Annotated in this window: 14 protein-coding genes and 1 pseudogene; 12 read left to right on the top strand and 3 right to left on the bottom strand. The window is 71.5% G+C overall.

The window, feature by feature from the left end:
* Positions 1-10 precede the first annotated feature (10 nt).
* The gene (locus CEY15_RS09830; protein WP_095718292.1) at positions 11-1,237 is read left to right on the top strand and encodes a THUMP-like domain-containing protein; all 1,227 of its coding nucleotides are present in this window, start codon (positions 11-13) and stop codon (positions 1,235-1,237) included.
* 12 nt (positions 1,238-1,249) lie between these two features.
* On the opposite strand, the gene CEY15_RS09825 is transcribed toward CEY15_RS09830, so the two are convergent.
* The gene (locus CEY15_RS09825) at positions 1,250-2,665 is read right to left on the bottom strand and encodes a PQQ-binding-like beta-propeller repeat protein (protein WP_095718291.1); all 1,416 of its coding nucleotides are present in this window, start codon (positions 2,663-2,665) and stop codon (positions 1,250-1,252) included.
* A gap of 139 nt (positions 2,666-2,804) precedes the next feature.
* On the opposite strand from CEY15_RS09825, the gene CEY15_RS09820 reads away from it, so the two are divergent.
* The 6 genes from CEY15_RS09820 to CEY15_RS09795 all read left to right on the top strand — a co-directional run bounded on the left by CEY15_RS09820 (position 2,805) and on the right by CEY15_RS09795 (position 9,866).
* Positions 2,805-4,436 (top strand): AMP-binding protein, encoded by a 1,632-nt coding sequence (locus tag CEY15_RS09820; protein ID WP_095718290.1) that lies wholly within the window; start codon positions 2,805-2,807, stop codon positions 4,434-4,436.
* A gap of 145 nt (positions 4,437-4,581) precedes the next feature.
* Entirely contained in the window at positions 4,582-5,367 is a 786-nt protein-coding gene (locus CEY15_RS09815) for an electron transfer flavoprotein subunit beta/FixA family protein (protein WP_017837052.1), read from the top strand.
* 52 nt (positions 5,368-5,419) lie between these two features.
* Entirely contained in the window at positions 5,420-6,370 is a 951-nt protein-coding gene (locus CEY15_RS09810; protein ID WP_017837051.1) for an electron transfer flavoprotein subunit alpha/FixB family protein, read from the top strand.
* A 93-nt stretch (positions 6,371-6,463) separates the two neighbouring features.
* Positions 6,464-7,660 (top strand): cysteine desulfurase family protein, encoded by a 1,197-nt coding sequence (locus CEY15_RS09805; RefSeq protein WP_095718289.1) that lies wholly within the window; start codon positions 6,464-6,466, stop codon positions 7,658-7,660.
* Positions 7,657-8,787 carry a tRNA 2-thiouridine(34) synthase MnmA gene (gene mnmA / locus CEY15_RS09800; protein ID WP_017837049.1) on the top strand — a complete coding sequence of 377 codons (1,131 nt, stop codon included), beginning with the start codon at positions 7,657-7,659 and terminating at the stop codon, positions 8,785-8,787. Before CEY15_RS09805 ends, mnmA begins: the two co-directional genes overlap by 4 nt.
* A complete protein-coding gene (locus CEY15_RS09795) occupies positions 8,784-9,866 on the top strand; it encodes a cobalamin-independent methionine synthase (RefSeq protein WP_095718288.1) in 1,083 nt (360 codons plus the stop codon). The genes mnmA and CEY15_RS09795 overlap by 4 nt, the downstream gene beginning before the upstream one ends.
* Before the next feature lie 70 nt (positions 9,867-9,936).
* Here the strand turns inward: CEY15_RS09795 and CEY15_RS09790 are convergent.
* Positions 9,937-10,623 (bottom strand): annotated as a pseudogene (locus CEY15_RS09790) (exonuclease domain-containing protein); the annotation flags it as partial.
* A 59-nt stretch (positions 10,624-10,682) separates the two neighbouring features.
* Here CEY15_RS09790 and ligA point away from each other — a divergent pair.
* Positions 10,683-12,851, top strand: coding sequence for an NAD-dependent DNA ligase LigA (gene ligA, locus CEY15_RS09785; protein ID WP_042329865.1), 2,169 nt, complete (start codon positions 10,683-10,685; stop codon positions 12,849-12,851).
* 178 nt (positions 12,852-13,029) lie between these two features.
* Here the strand turns inward: ligA and CEY15_RS09780 are convergent, their stop codons facing one another.
* A complete protein-coding gene (locus CEY15_RS09780) occupies positions 13,030-13,674 on the bottom strand; it encodes an amino acid-binding protein (protein WP_017837045.1) in 645 nt (214 codons plus the stop codon).
* 78 nt (positions 13,675-13,752) lie between these two features.
* Here CEY15_RS09780 and gatC point away from each other — a divergent pair, with 78 nt between their 5' ends.
* From gatC to CEY15_RS09760, 4 genes are read left to right on the top strand one after another with little or no spacing between them, the layout of a single operon-like run.
* Positions 13,753-14,052, top strand: coding sequence for an Asp-tRNA(Asn)/Glu-tRNA(Gln) amidotransferase subunit GatC (gene gatC, locus CEY15_RS09775; RefSeq protein ID WP_017837044.1), 300 nt, complete (start codon positions 13,753-13,755; stop codon positions 14,050-14,052).
* Positions 14,049-15,503 (top strand): Asp-tRNA(Asn)/Glu-tRNA(Gln) amidotransferase subunit GatA, encoded by a 1,455-nt coding sequence (gatA, locus tag CEY15_RS09770; protein ID WP_095718287.1) that lies wholly within the window; start codon positions 14,049-14,051, stop codon positions 15,501-15,503. The genes gatC and gatA overlap by 4 nt, the downstream gene beginning before the upstream one ends.
* Positions 15,500-16,903, top strand: a complete 1,404-nt coding sequence (locus CEY15_RS09765; protein ID WP_017837042.1) for a DHA2 family efflux MFS transporter permease subunit — start codon at positions 15,500-15,502, stop codon at positions 16,901-16,903. Before gatA ends, CEY15_RS09765 begins: the two co-directional genes overlap by 4 nt.
* A gap of 28 nt (positions 16,904-16,931) precedes the next feature.
* The gene (locus tag CEY15_RS09760; RefSeq protein WP_031264908.1) at positions 16,932-17,966 is read left to right on the top strand and encodes an ATP-dependent 6-phosphofructokinase; all 1,035 of its coding nucleotides are present in this window, start codon (positions 16,932-16,934) and stop codon (positions 17,964-17,966) included.
* The last annotated feature ends 6 nt before the right edge of the window (positions 17,967-17,972 follow it).

Below are 17,972 nucleotides of genomic sequence, written 5' to 3'. Positions count from 1 at the left end.
TGGTGGGACGGTGACCCCGGAGGACCTCGACTTCCTGCTCACCGCCGCCGGCCGGGACCTGCTCGATCTGGCCGCCGGGCTGGACTGGTCCCGTGACCGCCTCGTCGCCTCGACGGCTGCCGTCAGGAGGGCCGACGCCGGCCACGCCGCCGCGGCGATCGACCTCGTCACCGCGCGCCGCCGCGCGGACGGTCGGATCCGGGGTGCGGACCGGATGCTCGTGACGGACGACGCGGTTCAGCAGGCCACCGCCTGGCCCGTCGCCGCACTGCGGGCCGCGCGGTTGGCGGGCCGGGACGTCCACGACGTCACCTGCTCGGTGGGGGCCGAACTGGGCGAACTTGTGCGGACCGCCGACCGGGTCGTGGGGTCCGATCTCGACCGGGTCAGGGCCCGGATGGCCGCGCACAACGTGCCCGACGCGCTGGTGTGTGTGGCGGATGCCCTCGCCCCGCCCAGTCGGGACGTCGTGCTGCTCGGCGACCCCGCCCGACGGTCCGGGGGCCGCCGGATCCACGACCCCGCCCGGCTCAGCCCCCCTCTGCCGGACCTGCTGGCCGTGGCGCGCGGCGCGGACTACGCGATCAAGTGTGCGCCCGGTCTGGACACCTCGGTTCTCGACCACCCGGGGGAGGTCGAACTCGTCTCACTGGACGGGTCGGTGCGCGAGGCGTGCCTGTGGTCGGCGGGCCTGTCCGGCCGGGCGCGGCGCCGCGCGACCGTGGTGCGCACCACCGTCGCCGACGCGCCCGCGCCGTGGGGGGCACCGCGACTGGTCGCCGACGGCATCGCGGTCCATGCGGAGGAGGTGACGGACGAGGACGACGACGAGGTCGACGCCCACGGGGAGGCGGACCGGTTCATCGTCGATCCCGACGGGGCGGTCGTCAGGGCCGGCCTGGTGCGGCACTGGGCCCGCCGTCGCGGACTCCGTCAGCTCGACCCCCGGATCGCCCACCTGACCGGGCCGCACATCCCGGCCGGGTACACGGGGTTCGAGGTGCTGGAGCGGTGCCGGCTCGACCGCAAGGAACTGCGCAGGGCCCTCAGGCGCCGGGACTGCGGGTCACTGGAGATCCTGGTCCGCGGGGTGGACACCGACCCGGACGTGCTGCGGCGGTCCCTGGCCCCGGGCGGCTCCCGCCCGCTGGCGCTGGTGGTGACGAGGATCGGCAGGGCCGCTGTGGTGTTCGTGTGCGGGCCGCGGACCGATCAGTCCGCCGACGTTCAGTCGTAGAGACGCCGGCGTTCACTCGTAGAGATAGACCGCACCGACCGCGGTCGTGAGCGCGATGCGGCCGTCGTCGTCCACACTCAGGCCGGAGACCGGCCCCGCGGCGGCCGGGACCTCGATCTCGTGCAGGGTGCTGCCGTCGTCGCCGTCGAGCAGGAGCAGGGCGATCCCCGGCTCGTCGTCGGTCCCGCCCGACCTCACCGCCACCAGCACCCGCCCGTCGGCGGTGGCGGCGGGGTTGGTGAGCTGGCGCAGGTCGTCGCGCCGCCACACCTCGCCGCCCTGGCCGTCCTCCCCCCGGCCACCGGCCCCGCGGACGGCGACCACGGGCGCGGGGCCGGCGTCGGCGGCGTGGTCGTCGTCCTGCCCCCTCCACACGGTCGAGGTGCGACCACCGGTGACCAGCGTGCCGTCCGGGAGCAGGGCGGGGGGCGTGTCGGGTCGGTATCCGATCGGGGACGACCACACGGGTGACCCGTCGGCGGTCGAGTAGGCGGACAGGGCGCCGTCCTCGGAGTGCAGGTAGACCTCGTCCCGGTCGTCCGACAGGACCACCGGGACCCCGAGACGACCCTCGGGGAGCCCGGCGCGCCACAGCACCTCCAGGCGCCCCGCGTCGCCGGCGGTGAACCGCACGGCGACCAGCTCGGGGGCCGGGCCCCCTGGTGTCCACGCGGTGAGATAGGCGGTGCCAGTCTCCGTGTCGACCGCTGCCGGGCCGGGCACGGGGCACCCGCGTTCACCGATGCCGCACCACGGCGACCCGAACCCCGGATCGGACGGTGCGATCTCCCCGGCGACCGGCAGTTCGGGCGAGGCGTCCAGACCGGTCTGGGTGTTGACCACCCGGACGATCCCCAGGTGGGAGACCGTCAGGAGGTGGCGGTTGTCGAGCAGCGTGATGGTGGTGGGGATGCCCCGGGTCCGGGCGAACCACCGGTTCTCACCCTCCGCCGACACCGCACCCACCCCTCCGTAGAAGGGAACGAAGAGGGATCCTCGGCCGTCGACGGTCGAGGTGATCCGCGGCCCGTGCGTCGGGAGGCGCAGGCACCACCGCTTGCGGCCGTCGTCGGCGGTCAGTGCGAAGAGGTTGCACCCCTGCTCGGAGACGGTCGCCTGGAAGAAGGAGCCGATCCCGTCGGAACCGGCGACCCCGGTCGCGGGCGCCCCCAGTGGTCGTGACCAGACCAGCGCCGGAGAATCGGAGACCGATGCGTGTGCGCGTCCGGAGTTCGGGGGGCCGCCGGCGACGGACGACCAGCTCTCGGCCTGCTCCAGGCGGGCGCCCCCGCTCTCGGTGTGGGACGCGCACCCCGCGGCGAGCCCGACCGCGACCGCACCCACCGCCAGAGCCCGCGCGGTCGGTGCGGCCCGCCGCGGAATCGATGCCGGTGCCACCTGGAGGTCCCCTTCACGTCGGATCGTCACCGGAGAGCGTAGTCCGAGGGGCGTCGCCGGGGGGACCGGGGCGCAATCCGCCGGTGCGCGAGAGCCGCCGCGGCTACCGTGACCGTGATCACCCGAGACCGGGCCACCGGACGACCCCACGAGAGGCGGACCCCGCGCGATGGCAGCCAGTTCAGGACTCGACACCGCTCTCACCCCTCTCGCCTTCCTGGAGAAGGCCGCGCGCGTGGTCCCTGACGCGACCGCCGTGGTGGACGGGCCCCGCCGGCAGAGCTACGCCGAGTTCGCCGACCGGGCCACGCGCCTGGCCTCGCTACTGCGGATGCGCGGGGTCGCCAGGGGAGAGCGCGTCGGGGTTCTGGCCCCCAACTCCGCCGAGGCGCTCCTGGCCCAGTTCGCCGTCCCGCTCGCCGGGGGAGCGGTGGTGGCGCTCAACACCCGTCTCGCGCCCCCGGAGGTCTCCTACATCGTCGAGCACGCCGGGATCTCCGTGCTCATCGCCGACGCCGGGCTCCTGGAGGGGTTGGGGAACGAGGTGCCGGAGTCGATCAGCCTGATCCTGGTGACCCCGGACGCCGACGGCACCCAACCGGACCCCGCCCGCTTCGGCCCCCGCGCCGAGGCGCTGGAGGAGAGCCTCGCGCTGGCCTCCCCGCAGCCGGTGGCGTGGACGGTGGAGGACGAGGACTCCGTCATCGCCGTCAACTACACCTCGGGGACCACGGGACGCCCGAAGGGCGTGATGTACACCCACCGAGGTGCGTACCTCAACGCGCTCGGCGAGATCATCACCCAGGGGCTCGACGCGGACTCCCGCTATCTGTGGACGCTGCCGATGTTCCACTGCAACGGCTGGTGCACCACGTGGGCCCTGACCGGCGCGATGGGTACCCACGTGTGTCTGCGCGCCGTCCGGGGCGAGGAGATCTGGAGACTGTTCGACGACGAGGGGATCAACCGCCTCGCCGGCGCCCCGGCGGTGTTGAGCACGATCGCCGACGATCCGGCGGCCCGGCCGGTGGAGGGGATCCGCATGGTCACGGCCGGTGCACCGCCCTCGCCCACGATCCTGCGACGGTTCGAGGACCTGGGCATCGACGTGACGCAGGTCTACGGGCTGACCGAGACCTACGGACCGTTCACGGTGTGCACGCCCCAGCCCGGGTGGGGGGAGCTGGACCCGGACGAGCGGGCGAGCCTGAAGTCCAGGCAGGGCGTGGCGATGATCCACGCCGACACGGTCCGGGTGGTCGAGCGGACCGGCCCCGGGGAGAAGCACCTGGTCGACGTCCCGGCGGACGGTGTGACGATGGGCGAGGTGGTCATGACCGGCAACGGCGTGATGAAGGGGTACTTCGCCGACCCCGAGGCCACCGCCACCGCGTTCGCCGGCGGGTGGTTCCACTCGGGCGATCTCGGGGTGATGCATCCGGACGGGTACGTCCAGCTGCTCGACCGCGCCAAGGACGTGGTCGTCTCCGGCGGCGAGAACATCTCCACGATCGAGGTCGAACAGGCGATCGTGGCGCACCCCGACGTGGTCGACTGCGCCGTGGTCTCGATGCCCGACGAGAAGTGGGGAGAGCGACCCAAGGCCTATGTCGTGGTCAGGCCCGGGTCGGAACTCGACGAGCACGGCGTGATCGACCACTGCCGGACGAGGATCGCCCGCTACAAGGTGCCGGGAGCGGTGGAGATCACCGAGGCCCTGCCGCGGACCTCCACCGGCAAGGTCCGCAAGAACGAACTGCGCGACGCGGCGTGGGCGGGGTGGGACACGCGCATCAACTGACGGCCCCGCTCCGGCGGCACCGACGGCCCCGCTCCTGCGGTGAGGGCCCGGGTGGCGTTATTGTTGTCCCCAGGACCACAATCCGGTGCGCCCGGTCAGTTCGGAACGCACCCAGCCCCGACTCGCAGGAGGTCGACGCAGGCCCATGACGAACATCGTCGTACTGATCAAGCAGGTTCCGGACACCTACTCGGAGCGCAAGCTTTCCGATGGGGACTTCACCCTGGACCGTGAGGCCGCGGACGCGGTGCTCGATGAGATCAATGAGAAGGCCGTTGAGCAGGCACTCCAGATCAAGGAGGCCGAGGGGGGCGAGGTGACCGTCCTGACCGCCGGTCCCGACCGCGCCACCGAGGCGATCCGCAAGGCCCTGTCGATGGGCGCGGACAAGGCCGTCCACCTCAACGACGAGGCGCTCCACGGTTCGGACGTGGTCCAGACCGCGTGGGCCATCGCCAACGTGCTGGGCACCATCGAGGGCACCGAACTGGTCATCTGTGGCAACGAGGCCACCGACGGCCGCATGGGCAGCGTCCCGGCCATCATCGCCGAGTACCTGGGCCTGCCGCAGGTCACGCACATGCGCACCCTCGAGGTCTCCGGCGGGACGATCAAGGGCGAGCGCGAGACCGACGAGGGCGTCTTCGAGATCGAGGCCTCGCTGCCGTGCGTCGTGTCGGTCGGCGAGAAGATCAACGAGCCGCGGTTCCCCTCCTTCAAGGGCATCATGGCCGCCAAGAAGAAGCCGGTCGAGGTCCTGACGCTCGCCGACACCAACGTCGAGGCCGGCCAGGTGGGCAAGGACAACGCCGCGTCCACCGTGACCTCGTCCGTCCCGAAGCCGCCGCGCAGCGCCGGTGAGAAGTTCAACGACGAGGGCGAGGGCGGCAACGAGGTCGCCAAGTACCTCGTGGCGCAGAAGCTCATCTGATCGCGCTCACCCCCGAACGACTCCCACCACTGTTTTCCAAGGAGAATCCACTATGGCTGAAGTCCTCGTCGCGGTCGAGCACGTCGACGGCGAACTGAAGAAGGTCACCCTCGAGCTGCTCACCGCCGCACGCGCGCTCGGCGAGCCGTCCGCTGTCGTGTTCGGTGAGTCCGGCACCGCAGCGGCGCTCACCGACGCCCTGAAGGAGGCCGGCGCGGAGAAGATCTACGTGGCCGAGGGCGACGCGGTGCAGAACTACCTCGTCACCCCCAAGGTCGACGTCCTCGCCGGGCTCGCCGAGCAGGGCGCGGCGGCGATCGTCCTGGCCGCCACGTTCGAGGGCAAGGAGGTGGCGGGTCGGCTCGCCGCCCGCACCGGATCCGGCACCCTCTGCGACGTCGTCGAGATCAAGTCCGACGGGTCCGCCGTCCACTCGATTTTCGGTGGCGCCTTCACGGTCGAGGCGACCGTCGCCGGCGACACGCCCATCTACACACTGCGTCCGGGTGCCGTCGAGGCCGTACCGAGCGCCGGTGCCGGTGAGGTCGTCGAGATCGACGTCCCCGAGCCCGAGAACGCCGCCAGGGTCATCTCCCGCAACCCGATCGTCGGTGGCGACCGTCCGGAACTCACGGAGGCGACCGTCGTCGTCGCCGGTGGCCGCGGCGTGGGTTCGGCCGAGAAGTTCGAAGAGGTCGTGGAGCCGCTGGCGGACTCGCTCAAGGGCGCCGTCGGTGCCTCGCGTGCGGCCGTCGACTCGGGGTACTACCCGGGTCAGTTCCAGGTGGGTCAGACGGGCAAGACCGTCTCGCCGCAGCTGTACATCGCCCTCGGCATCTCGGGCGCCATCCAGCACCGCGCCGGGATGCAGACGTCCAAGACGATCGTCGCCGTCAACAAGGACGAGGAGGCCCCGATCTTCGAGATCGCGGACTACGGCATCGTCGGCGACCTGTTCGCTGTTGCCCCGCAGCTCACCGAGGCCATCAACGCCCGTAAGTGAGAGCGTCGTAGCGGCGTCGAGCCGCATCGACCGGACCCCGGCACCCCTGCGGTGCCGGGGTCCGGCGCGTTCGGGCGTATTCTTGCCGACGTCATGCTCACGATCCGCACACCGCACTATCTCGACCACGCCGCCACCACCCCGATGCGTCAGTCGGCTCTGGCCGCGTACATCGAGGCCGCCGCGAGCGTCGGTAACGCCTCGTCTCTGCACGGAGCCGGCCGACACGCGCGTCGTCGGCTCGAGGAGGCCCGCGAGTCGCTGGCCGCCCACCTCGGGTGCAGGCCCTCCGAGGTCGTGTTCACCTCCGGTGGGACCGAGTCCGACAACCTCGCGGTGTTGGGTCAGGCGGCCGCCTCGAGCGGTGACGTCGTGGCCGTCGGGGCGACCGAACACCACTCGGTTCTCGACTCCGCCGCGCACCTGGCCACCCCGCGCGGCGGGGGTATGGACGTCCGCCTGCTTCCGGTGGACCGGTGTGGGGCCGTGGCGCCCGCCTCGGTCCGCGGGATCGTGGACGAGGTGGGTGGGCGCCTGGCCCTCGTCGCCGTCATGCTCGGCAACAACGAGATCGGCACCCTCAGCGACGTCGCCGGGGTGGCGGCCGCAGCCACCGCCGCGGGTGCGGCGGTCCACACCGACGCCGTACAGGCCGTCGGACACATCCCGGTCGACTTCGGCGCCCTGGGTGTGACGTCCCTGAGCCTGTCCGCGCACAAGTTCGGTGGCCCGCTGGGGGTCGGTGCGTTGATCATCGACCGCGGCGCCGCATGTCTCCCGGTGGGCTTCGGCGGAGGCCAGGAGCGGGATCTCAGGTCGGGGTCGGTCGACGTCCCGGGCGTCGTGGCGATGGCCGCTGCCCTCGACGAGGCCGTCCGGGACATGGAGGCCGAGGCGACCCGCCTGGAACGTCTGCGGGACCGGTTGGTCGCCGGTGTCCTCGCCGCGGTCCCGGACGCCGTGCCGAACGGAGGCGGGCCGAGGCTGCCGGGGATCGCCAACCTCACCTTCCCGGGCTGCTCCGGGGAATCCCTGATCCTGCTGCTCGACGCCGCGGGGATCGAGTGCTCCACGGGCTCGGCATGTACGGCGGGGGTGGCCGAGCCCAGTCACGTGCTGCTGGCCCTGGGCGCGGGGGACGCGGCCGCGAGGAGCAGTCTCCGACTGAGTCTCGGCCACACCACGACCGAGGACGACGTGGACGCGGCGATCGCCGCACTGGCCCCCGCGGCCGAGAGGGCCCGCGTCGCGGGGCTCGGGTTGATCGGCACCGGGGTGACGACGTCGTGAGGGTCCTGGCCGCCATGAGCGGGGGAGTCGATTCCGCCGTCGCCGCCGCGCGCGCCGTGGCCGCCGGTCATGAGGTGGTGGGTGTGCACCTCGCTCTGAGTGCGGACCCGGCGACGCTGCGGACGGGCTCCCGCGGGTGCTGTTCGCGTGAGGACGCGGGTGATGCGCGCCGAGTGGCCGATCTGTTGGGTATCCCGTTCTACGTCTGGGACTTCGCGGAGCGGTTCAGGGCGGACGTGATAGACGACTTCGTCGAGTCGTACTCCCGCGGCGAGACCCCCAATCCGTGCCTGAGGTGCAACGAGCGGATCAAGTTCGAGGCCCTCCTCGACCGGGGGATGGCGCTCGGGTTCGACGCGGTGGCCACCGGACACTATGCCCGACTGTCCGTCGAGGAGACGGAGTCCGGCGAGTCGCGCCCGGTCCTGCGCCGCGCGGTCGATCCCGGCAAGGACCAGTCCTATGTCCTGGGTGTGCTCACCCCGCGACAACTCGCGCACTCGATGTTCCCGCTGGGGGACTCCCACAAGTCCGAGGTCCGCGCCGAGGCCGAGTCATCGGGTCTTCCCGTGGCGACCAAGCCCGACAGCCACGACATCTGCTTCATCCCCTCCGGGGACACACGAGCCTTCCTCGGCGCGCGGATCGGCGTGCGGCCCGGTGCGGTGGTCGACGCCGACAGCGGTGACGAACTCGGCCGGCACGACGGCGTGTACGGGTTCACGATCGGACAGCGCAAGGGACTCGGTCTGCCGGGCCCGGCGCCCGACGGCCGCCCCAGATACGTGACGTCCATCGACGCGGACTCCGGGACCGTGACCGTCGGGGGGGCCGAGCACCTGCTGTCCCGGGCGATGACCGCGTCCTCGCCCTACTGGTTGGTCGACGAGACCATCCGGGAGGCCGCGTGCCACGTGCAGATCCGTGCGCACGGACAGGCCACTCCGGGGTATGTCAGACGGGTGGGGGACGGTGCGGACGCCCGGTTGGAGATCTCGCTCGACGAACCCGTGCGTGGGGTCGCCGCCGGCCAGGCGGCCGTGCTCTACCGGCCCGAGCCCGGTGGCGACCGCGTTCTGGGAAGTGGCACCATCACCGCCTCCGTCCCGGCCGCGACCGCTCCGTGACCTCCGTCGTGCCGGGGTTCACCGGCCCTGGCCCCATGCGGGGAACGGATCCCCGGGAGGCCGCGCGGGTGGTTCTCGGTGAATGCCACCGGATGCCGTTCCTCCCGGAGCTGACCGACCGGGGGCTCGGAGCCGATCAGGTGGGCAGGACCCTGGCCATGCTCGCCGACCTCCCGGTCGACGTCTCCACCCGGGGCTGGCGACTCGCGGGCTCACCGGGGCGACCGGCCCGGAGGGCCTCCGATCTGCTCGACCGTGACCTCGACGCGCTGGAGGAGGCCGACGAATCGGTGAGGGATCCCGAGGTCGATCGCGCCTCGGAGGACCGTCGCCTCGTGGTGCGGGTACTCGGCCCCTGGTCTCTCGCCGCGCGGGTGGAGTTGCCCGCCGGGTCACCGGTCCTCACCGATCGAGGGGCCCGGAGGGACCTCGCCGAGGCGCTGGCCGAAGGGGTGGCCGCCCGCGTCACCCGGCTGGCGGCGCGCCTGGGCGCCGGTGCGAGAATCCTGCTCGACGAGCCGATGATCTGGCACATCGCGGCCGGCTCCGTTGCCGGACCGAGCCGATTCGACCCGATCCCGGCGGTGCCCGAGGATCGGCTGTCGCTGTCCCTCTGCCGGTTCGCCGACGTCCTGCGGCGCCACGGGGTGGCGGAGGTGATGCTCCGCGTCCCCACGGACGGTGGAGACGAGGCGCCCGCCAGATGGGCCGCCCTCACCCGCACCCCCGACGGTGAGACCCCCCTCGACGGGCTCTGCATGGCGGCCGACACACTCCACTCGGGTGGCTCCCATGCCGCTCTCGACGCCGCGGGGACGGTCCTCGACGGCGGGCGGATCCTCCAGCTCGAGGGCCTGCCGGGGTCGACGAGACCCCCGTCGTCCGGGCCGGAGGTGGAACGTCGTGTCGCCGCGATCCTGGCGCTTCTCGAGCGGCTGAGCGCACCCCGGTACGCGGGGTTGCGACAGTTGGTCCTCACCCCGACCGTGGACGACATGGTCTCGCCACACCTCACCTCAGGGGAGGTACTGGGGACTGTGCGTCGGGTGGCCGAGGCCGCGCCACGGTTGGCCGAGTAGCCGGTCCCGCGTCGATCGGTCGCGGGTCGGTGTGCCCCGGGTCGATTGGTCGCGGGCCGGTCCGGTCGAGGGCGACCGGCCACTGCGTGTTGACGTCCGAGGCGTCCTTGCCCGACTGCTGGAGATAGGCGGCGAAATCCCGCTGCCGCGCTTCGTGCCACAGCGCCTGCTGGGCGTTGACCGCGCGCCAGTCCGCTCCGGCCAGGTCGGGGAGCGAGCCAAGCAGTTTCCATGCCAGGCGGGCCGCCGCGAGTGCGTCGGCACCGGCCTCATGTGCACCGTCCAACCTCACGCCGTGGTGAGTGCACAGGGCCCCGAGGGTGCGCTTGCCCCGGCGGTACGGGTCTACCGCGCGGTCGATGACGAACGGGTCGACCACCGGGCCGAGCACCTCGAATGACGGGTCCCATCTCCTGAGGATGGTGAGGTCGTACGCGGCGTTGAACACCACCAGGGTCCGCCCCTCCCGCCACCCCGTCCGGACGCCCGCGATGGTCTCGGCCACCACCTCCGCATGCGGACGTCCGTGGGCCCGGGCATGGGCGGTCGTGATGCCGTGGACCGCCGTCGCGCCCTCCGGGATGTCGATCCCGGGATCGGCCAGCCAGGTGCGCTCCACCTTGCGGGGCCCGTCGATCGCCAGGAGGGCCGAGGTGACGACGTGGGCGGTCCGGGGATCGGGCCCGGTGGTCTCGAGGTCGAAGGCCAGCAGCCGGTTCCGATCGGGTGGGACGGCGTTCGTGATCTCCGGGTTCATGCGGCCACCGTAGGCCAGCGCCCCGACATCGCGGGCACGTGTCGGATTACCCTGTGCTGGTGACCCACGCCAGTCGAAGCACCGCACCCCTCGGCACCGGGGACATCCCTCCGGAGGTTCGTCAGCAGTGGACCGAGCTCGCGGAGACGGTGAGGGACCACCAGTTCCGCTACTACGTCAGGGATGCCCCCATCGTCTCCGACGCCGAGTTCGACGCACTGTTCCACGAGTTGGAGGCGCTCGAGGAGCGCCACCCCGCCCTGCGGACCGCGGACTCGCCGACACAGCTCGTGGGTGGTGGGTTCTCCACCGACTTCGCGCCGGTGGAGCACCTGCAGCGGATGACGAGCCTGGACAACGTGTTCTCCGAGGAGGAGCTGCGTGCGTGGGTGGCGTCAGCCGTCGAACAGTCGCACCTCGCGGCGGACGACCTGCGCTTCCTGTGTGAAGTCAAGATCGACGGGGTGGCGCTCGACCTGGTCTACCGCGACGGCAGGCTGGTCAGTGCGGCCACCCGCGGCGACGGTCGGACAGGTGAGGACGTGACCCTCAACGCCCGGACGATCGACGACATCCCGGTCACGCTCACCCCCACACGGGACCGCCCCGTACCCGCGGTGCTCGAGGTGAGAGGGGAGGTGTTCTTCCGCCTCGAGGATTTCGCCGAACTCAACGCCCGGCTCGTCGCCGAGGGCAAGCCGCCGTTCGCCAACCCGCGCAACAGTGCCGCCGGGTCACTGCGCCAGAAGAACCCGGCGATCACCGCCCAGCGACGACTCGGCATGTACTGCCACGGTCTCGGAGTGGTCGAGGGCGCGACCTTCGACAGCCTCCACGACGTCTACCTCGCGCTCGCGGACTGGGGGCTTCCCGTCTCGCCACACACCGCCCCGGCGACCGGGATCGACGAGGTCCTCGAGCGGATGCGGTACTGGGGAGAGCACCGCGACGACCCGGAGCACGAGATCGACGGCCTCGTCGTCAAGATCGACGACCGGTCGGTCCAGCGTCGACTCGGTCAGACGTCGCGGGCACCGCGGTGGGCGATCGCCTACAAGTACCCACCCGAAGAGGTGATGACCGACCTCCTCGACATCCGGGTCTCCGTGGGCAGGACGGGGCGCGTCACCCCGTTCGCCCACATGAAGCCGGTACTGGTCGCCGGCTCCACGGTCTCACTCGCGACCCTGCACAACCAGACCGAGGTCAGGCGGAAGGGCGTGCTGATCGGCGACACCGTCGTGATCCGCAAGGCCGGCGACGTCATCCCCGAGGTGCTCGGCCCGGTGGTGGAGCGCCGGGACGGTACCGAGCGGGAGTTCGTCTTCCCCGAGCGCTGTCCGGAGTGCGACACGGTCCTGGCCCCGGCGAAGGAAGGTGACGCCGACTGGCGCTGCCCGAACCAGCGTTCCTGTCCGGCACAACTCCGTGAGCGACTGTTCTACCTGTCGTCGCGCAACGCCCTGGACATCGAGGCGCTCGGCTACGAGGGGGCCTCCGATCTGCTCACGAGCGGGGTGTTGGTCAACGAGGCAGGCCTGTTCGACCTCACCGAGGCCGACCTCCTCCGCACCTCCCTCTACACCCGCGTGGAGAAGGCGACCCGCAAGCAGGTCGAGGAGGGCGCCGACCCCGAGCGCACCGTGCTCAACGAGAACGGCCGCAAGTTGCTGGCGAATCTGGAGACGGCGAGCGACCGACCCCTGTGGCGGGTGCTGGTGGCACTGTCCATCCGCCATGTGGGGCCAACGGCCGCGCGGGCGTTGGCCACACGCTTCGGTTCGATGGAGGCACTCCGCGCCGCCACCGAGGAGGAGTTGGCCGAGACGGACGGCGTCGGGTCGACCATCGCGGCCTCGGTGGTCGAGTGGTTCGACGTGGACTGGCACCGCGAGATCGTCGACCGGTGGGCGGCCTCCGGAGTCTCGATGGCCGACGAACGCGACGAGTCGATCCCGCGCACCCTGGAGGGCTTGACCATCGTGGCGACGGGATCCCTCGAGGGGTTCACCCGTGACGGGATCAAGGAGGCGATCATCGCCAGGGGCGGCAAGGCCTCGGGATCGGTGTCCAAGAAGACCGACTACGTCGTGGTGGGGGACAACCCGGGGTCGAAGGCGACCAAGGCGCAGGAGCTGGGGCTGACCATCCTCGACGAGGCCGGATTCGTGGAGCTGATGGAGAACGGCCCGGAGCCTCGGGCCGACGGGGCGCCTGCCGGGACCTGACTTCGGATGCCCCGCCGCCGGGTCGCCGTTCGGGGTGACCACTCGGGGTGACCGTTCGGGTGCGCTGCGTGTCGGGACCCAACCGGCCGCGCAAGCCTTCGGGATGCGGGCAAAGGGGCCGCGCATGCCGGGGGCGGGCAAAGGGGCCGCGCAAGTCGGAGGGCCGGGGTGTGTCGGCTCAACCGGCGTTGAGAGACCGCAGGATCCCCGTGAGATATCCGAGTCGCGCGATCTCGGACGGTCGGAACGACGGCCCGCCCGGTCGTCCGACGACGAGGACGTGACCGGAGGCCAGCGGCGCCGCGGCGACGGCGGTGTCCATCGCCGTCCACTCCTCGGGCAGGTCGTCCTCCAGCGCGGTCGCCCTCTCGAGGCTGCACACAGCCCCGACCTGGCCACCGTCCCACAACGGCGCGGCGGGTCCCCGGGCGATCAGTCGGCAGCCATCGGCCGTCTCCTCCACCACGAGCGCCCATCCGAGGCGCAGCGCGGCCGGCAACTCGTCTGCGAGCATCTGGTCCGCACCGGCACCCGCACCCGCCACCGCGTCGATGAGCTCGAGTTCGCGGTGCGCGTCGAGTATCCCGCCGAACGGCCGCAGTGAGTCCACCATGACGCCGTCGAGCTGCTCGGCGGCGGTGATCAGGGTGTCGGGGAAGGTTCCGTTGGGGACGTTCACCACGATGTCGTCCACGGCCACACCGTCGAACCTGTCCACCACGTCGAGGCTGATGATGTCCGCGCCCGCGGTACCCAGTGCGACCGCGAGGGAGCCGAGGCTCCCCGGACGATCGGGGAGCAGGACGCGGAGCAGATAAGACATAGCGCCCATTGTGCCGCACTCCGAGGGCCTGACTAGGCTGGGTCGGTACCGACACGCCACGCCGAAGGGACTACACACGTGACCTCGATCTCACGCGGGGACGTCGCGCATCTGGCCAGGCTCTCCCGCCTGGAACTGAGCGACTCCGAGCTGGAGTCGTTCGCGCGACAGCTCACCGACATCCTCGACCACGTGCAGGCGGTGTCCGAGGTGGCGGCGGACGACGTCCCGGCGATGAGCCACCCCACCGCGATCTCCAACGTGTACCGCGCCGACGTGGTCACCCCGGGGCTGACCCCGGACCAGGCGCTCGACCAGGCGCCGGCCGCGGACCAGCAGCGCTTCGAGGTCCCGCAGATCCTTGGGGAGGAGGCATGAGCACGCTCACCACCGCCACCGCCGCGGAACTGGCCCGCCGGATCGCCGCGGGGGAGGTCTCCTCCGAGGAGGTCACCCGGGCGCACCTCGACCGGATCTCGGAGGTCGACGGGGAGATCAACGCCTTCCTGCACGTCGGCGCCGACGAGGCTCTCGAGGCCGCGCGCGCCGTGGACGCCCGACGCGCGGCCGGCGAGGAACTCGGCCCTCTGGCCGGGGTCCCGGTCGCCCTCAAGGACGTGTTCACCACCACCGACGCGCCGACGACGTGTGGCTCGCGGATGCTCGAGGGGTACCGCTCGCCCTACGACGCCACGGTCACCGCCAGGCTGCGGGAGGCGGGGATCCCGATCCTGGGCAAGACGAACATGGACGAGTTCGCCATGGGGTCCTCGACCGAGAACTCGGCGTACGGACCGACGCGCAACCCGTGGGACACCAGCCGGACCCCGGGTGGCTCCGGCGGTGGTTCCGCAGCGGCCCTGGCGTCACACCAGGCCCCGATCGCCATCGGCACCGACACCGGCGGCTCCATTCGTCAGCCCGCCGCGCTCACCGCCACTGTCGGGGTCAAGCCCACGTACGGCACCGTGTCCAGGTACGGCCTCGTGGCCTGTGCGTCGTCGCTCGACCAGGGCGGGCCGTGCGGCCGCACCGTCGAGGACACGGCGCTCCTGCACCAGGTCATCGCCGGACACGACCCGCGCGATTCGACCAGCGTCGACGTGGCGATCCCGGACATGGTCCGCGCCGCGCGCGAGGGCGCGCGGGGAGACCTGGCGGGTGTGCGCGTGGGCGTGGTCTCCGAGTTCGCCGGGGAGGGATACCAGCCGGGGGTCGAGGCGTCATTCCGTGCCTCGGTGGACACCCTGCGGGGCCTGGGTGGCGAGGTCATCGAGGTCTCGTGCCCGAACTTCCGGTACGCCCTGCCGGCCTACTACCTGATCCTGCCCTCCGAGGTGTCCAGTAACCTCGCCCGGTTCGACGCAATGCGGTACGGCCTGCGTGTCGGTGACGGGTCGGCGGACCAGGTCATGGCGGCGAGCCGGGAAGCCGGGTTCGGCCCGGAGGTCAAGCGCCGCATCATGCTCGGCACCTACGCCCTCTCCGCCGGGTACTACGACGCCTTCTACGGCCAGGCGCAGAAGGTCCGCACGCTCATCGCCCGGGATTTCGACGCCGCCTACGAGAAGGTGGACGTCCTGGTCTCGCCCACCACGCCGACGACCGCGTTCCCGCTGGGGGCCAAGGTCGAGGACCCGGTGGCCATGTACCAGTTCGACCTCTGCACCCTTCCGCTCAACCTCGCCGGGCACTGCGGGATGTCCGTTCCGTCCGGGCTCGTCGACGGGCTCCCGGCGGGCCTCCAGATCATGGCCCCCGCACTGGCCGACGACCGGTTGTACCGGGTGGGCGCCGCCTTCGAGGCGGCGAGAGGCCCGATCGCGTGACCACAGTCCCCGAGAGGGACGCATGGAAGGCGTTGACGGCACTCGTCATCGGGTTCTTCATGATCCTGGTGGACCAGACGATCGTCGCGGTCGCCACCGATGCCTTCGTCTCGCAGCTCGGCGCGTCGACCAACCAGGTCATCTGGGTGACCAGCGCCTACCTGCTGGCCTACGTGGTGCCGCTGCTGTTCACGGGTCGACTGGGCGACCAGATCGGCCCGCGCACGGTGTCGATCGCGGGACTCGTGCTGTTCACGGGTGCCTCTCTGTGGTGCGGGTTGGCGGGCAGCATCGAGACACTCATCGTGGCGAGGGTCTTCCAGGGCCTCGGCGCCGCGTTGCTCACCCCCCAGTCGCTCAGCGTGATCACCCGGGTCTTCGCTCCGGCGCGTCGCGGGGCGGCCATGGGGGCCTGGGGGGCGGTCGCGGGAATCGCCTCGGTCGTCGGTCCCGTGCTGGGTGGGGTGCTCATCGACGCGTTCGACTGGCGGGCCATCTTCTTCGTCAACATCCCCTTCGGGATCCTGGCGGTGATCCTGGTGTGGCGGTGGGTCCCGAGGCTCGAGACCCGCTCGCACTCCTATGACGTCCCCGGCATCGTCCTGTCGGCCGCGGGTATGTTCCTGCTGGTCTTCGGCATCCAGCAGGGCGAGTCCCACGGATGGGCGGGGACCACCCTCGCGCTCATCCTGGCCGGTACGGCGGGCCTTGCGGCGTTCCTCTGGTGGCAGTCACGGGTGCGTACCGAGCCGCTGGTCCCTTTACGTCTGTTCCGGGACCGGAACTTCTCGATCGGGACCTTCGGGGTCTCCACGATCGGCTTCGTCACCGCGGGCACCATGGTCCCGCTGATGTTCTACCTCCAGGGGGTCAAGGACCTCAGTGCCACACGCGCGGGCCTGATGCTGTTGCCGATGGCCCTGATCGCCGGTGTCCTCGCGCCGGTCGTCGGACGCTGGGCGGACAGGATCGATCCGCGGCTGTTCACGGGGATCGGCTACTTCTCCTACGCGATCTCCCTGTTCTGGTTGGCGGTGGTCATGGACTCCCAGACCTCCATCCCCGCGTTGCTCGGTCCGATCGCGTTGATGGGGGTGGCCAACGGGTGTGTCTGGGCGCCTACCTCGTCGACCGCGATGCGGCGTCTCGAACTGGCCTCCGCGGGGGCTGGATCGGGGGTCTACAACACCACCCGTCAGGTGGGCGCCGTCCTGGGCTCCGCGGCGATCGGTGCGTTGATGCAAGCACGGTTGGTCGTCCACGGCGACGTGGGGCAGGCGGTCGCTGACGCCATGTATCTCCCCGCCGTGGTGGTCCTGCTCGGTGGCCTGGCCACGATGGCGTTTCGTACCGGTGAACAGTCACCGGACCCTGGCGCGATGAGCAGGCCCCGGCCCTAGACTGCTGGAGAACCGAGAGGAGTCCGACGTGCGTATAGGCGTGCTGACCGCAGGTGGGGACTGTCCCGGACTCAACGCGGTGATCCGGGCGTTGGTGCGGACCGCCAACTCCGAGTACGACTCGCCGGTCCTGGGTTTCCAGGACGGGTGGTCGGGGCTGGTCCACGACCGTGCGGTGCCACTGTTCGACGACGAGGGGATCGACCGCATCCTGCTCCGCGGGGGCACGATCCTCGGAACGGGCCGGCTCAACCCGGACATCCTCACCGCGAGCCTGCCGCAGATCCGCCGGACCCTCGCGCGTCACTCCCTCGACGCGCTGGTGGCGATCGGCGGGGACGGGACGCTGAAGGCCGCCAGGTGGCTCACGGAGAACGGCATCCCGGTCGTGGGCGTGCCGAAGACCATCGACAACGACGTCGCCGGGACGGACTACACGTTCGGCTTCGATACCGCCGTCTCGATCGCGTCCGACGCGATCGACCGGCTGCACACCACGGCGGAGTCCCACGAGCGGGTGATGCTGGTGGAGGTGATGGGGCGGCACGCCGGGTGGATCGCCCTGCACGCCGGGCTCGCCTCCGGGGCGCACATGATCGTCATCCCCGAGGTGCCGTTCGACATCGACTACGTGTGCAAGGTGATGAAGCGCCGATTCCAGATGGGGGAGGCGTACGGGATCTGCGTGGTCGCGGAGGGTGCCACTCCCGCCGAGGGCTCGGGGATGACGTTGCGGCGGGGAGGCACCGACCAGTTCGGGCACGAGGTGTTCACCGGTGTCGCCGACCAGATGGCGTCGGCGATCGCCGAGCGGATGAACCGCGACGTCCGCACCACCGTGCTGGGACATATCCAGCGCGGGGGGACCCCGACCGCGTACGACCGCGTCCTGGCGACCCGGTACGGCGTCCATGCCGCACACGCCGCCCACCGTGGGGACTTCGGTCAGGTGGTGGCGCTGCGGGGGGAGTCCATCGAGATGGTGCCGGTCGCCGAGGCCGTGGCCGTGCTCAAGACCGTTCCGGAGGACCGCTACCGCGAGGCCGCCTGCCTCTTCGGCTAGATTGTT

Origin of the sequence: Dietzia natronolimnaea (assembly GCF_002289575.1) — a bacterium.
Classification (GTDB): domain Bacteria; phylum Actinomycetota; class Actinomycetes; order Mycobacteriales; family Mycobacteriaceae; genus Dietzia; species Dietzia natronolimnaea_A.
Note: the sequence above shows the minus strand (reverse complement) of the source record. Positions and strands in the feature narration are given on the sequence as shown.

Excerpts from the sequence above, each read along its gene's own strand:
- CEY15_RS09780 (WP_017837045.1), bottom strand. The coding sequence starts at position 13,674 with ATGTCTTATCTGCTCCGCGTCCTGCTCCCCGATCGTCCGGGGAGCCTC.
- CEY15_RS09815 (WP_017837052.1), top strand. The coding sequence starts at position 4,582 with ATGACGAACATCGTCGTACTGATCAAGCAGGTTCCGGACACCTACTCG.
- gatA (WP_095718287.1), top strand. The coding sequence starts at position 14,049 with ATGAGCACGCTCACCACCGCCACCGCCGCGGAACTGGCCCGCCGGATC.
- CEY15_RS09805 (WP_095718289.1), top strand. The coding sequence starts at position 6,464 with ATGCTCACGATCCGCACACCGCACTATCTCGACCACGCCGCCACCACC.
- CEY15_RS09820 (WP_095718290.1), top strand. The coding sequence starts at position 2,805 with ATGGCAGCCAGTTCAGGACTCGACACCGCTCTCACCCCTCTCGCCTTC.
- CEY15_RS09810 (WP_017837051.1), top strand. The coding sequence starts at position 5,420 with ATGGCTGAAGTCCTCGTCGCGGTCGAGCACGTCGACGGCGAACTGAAG.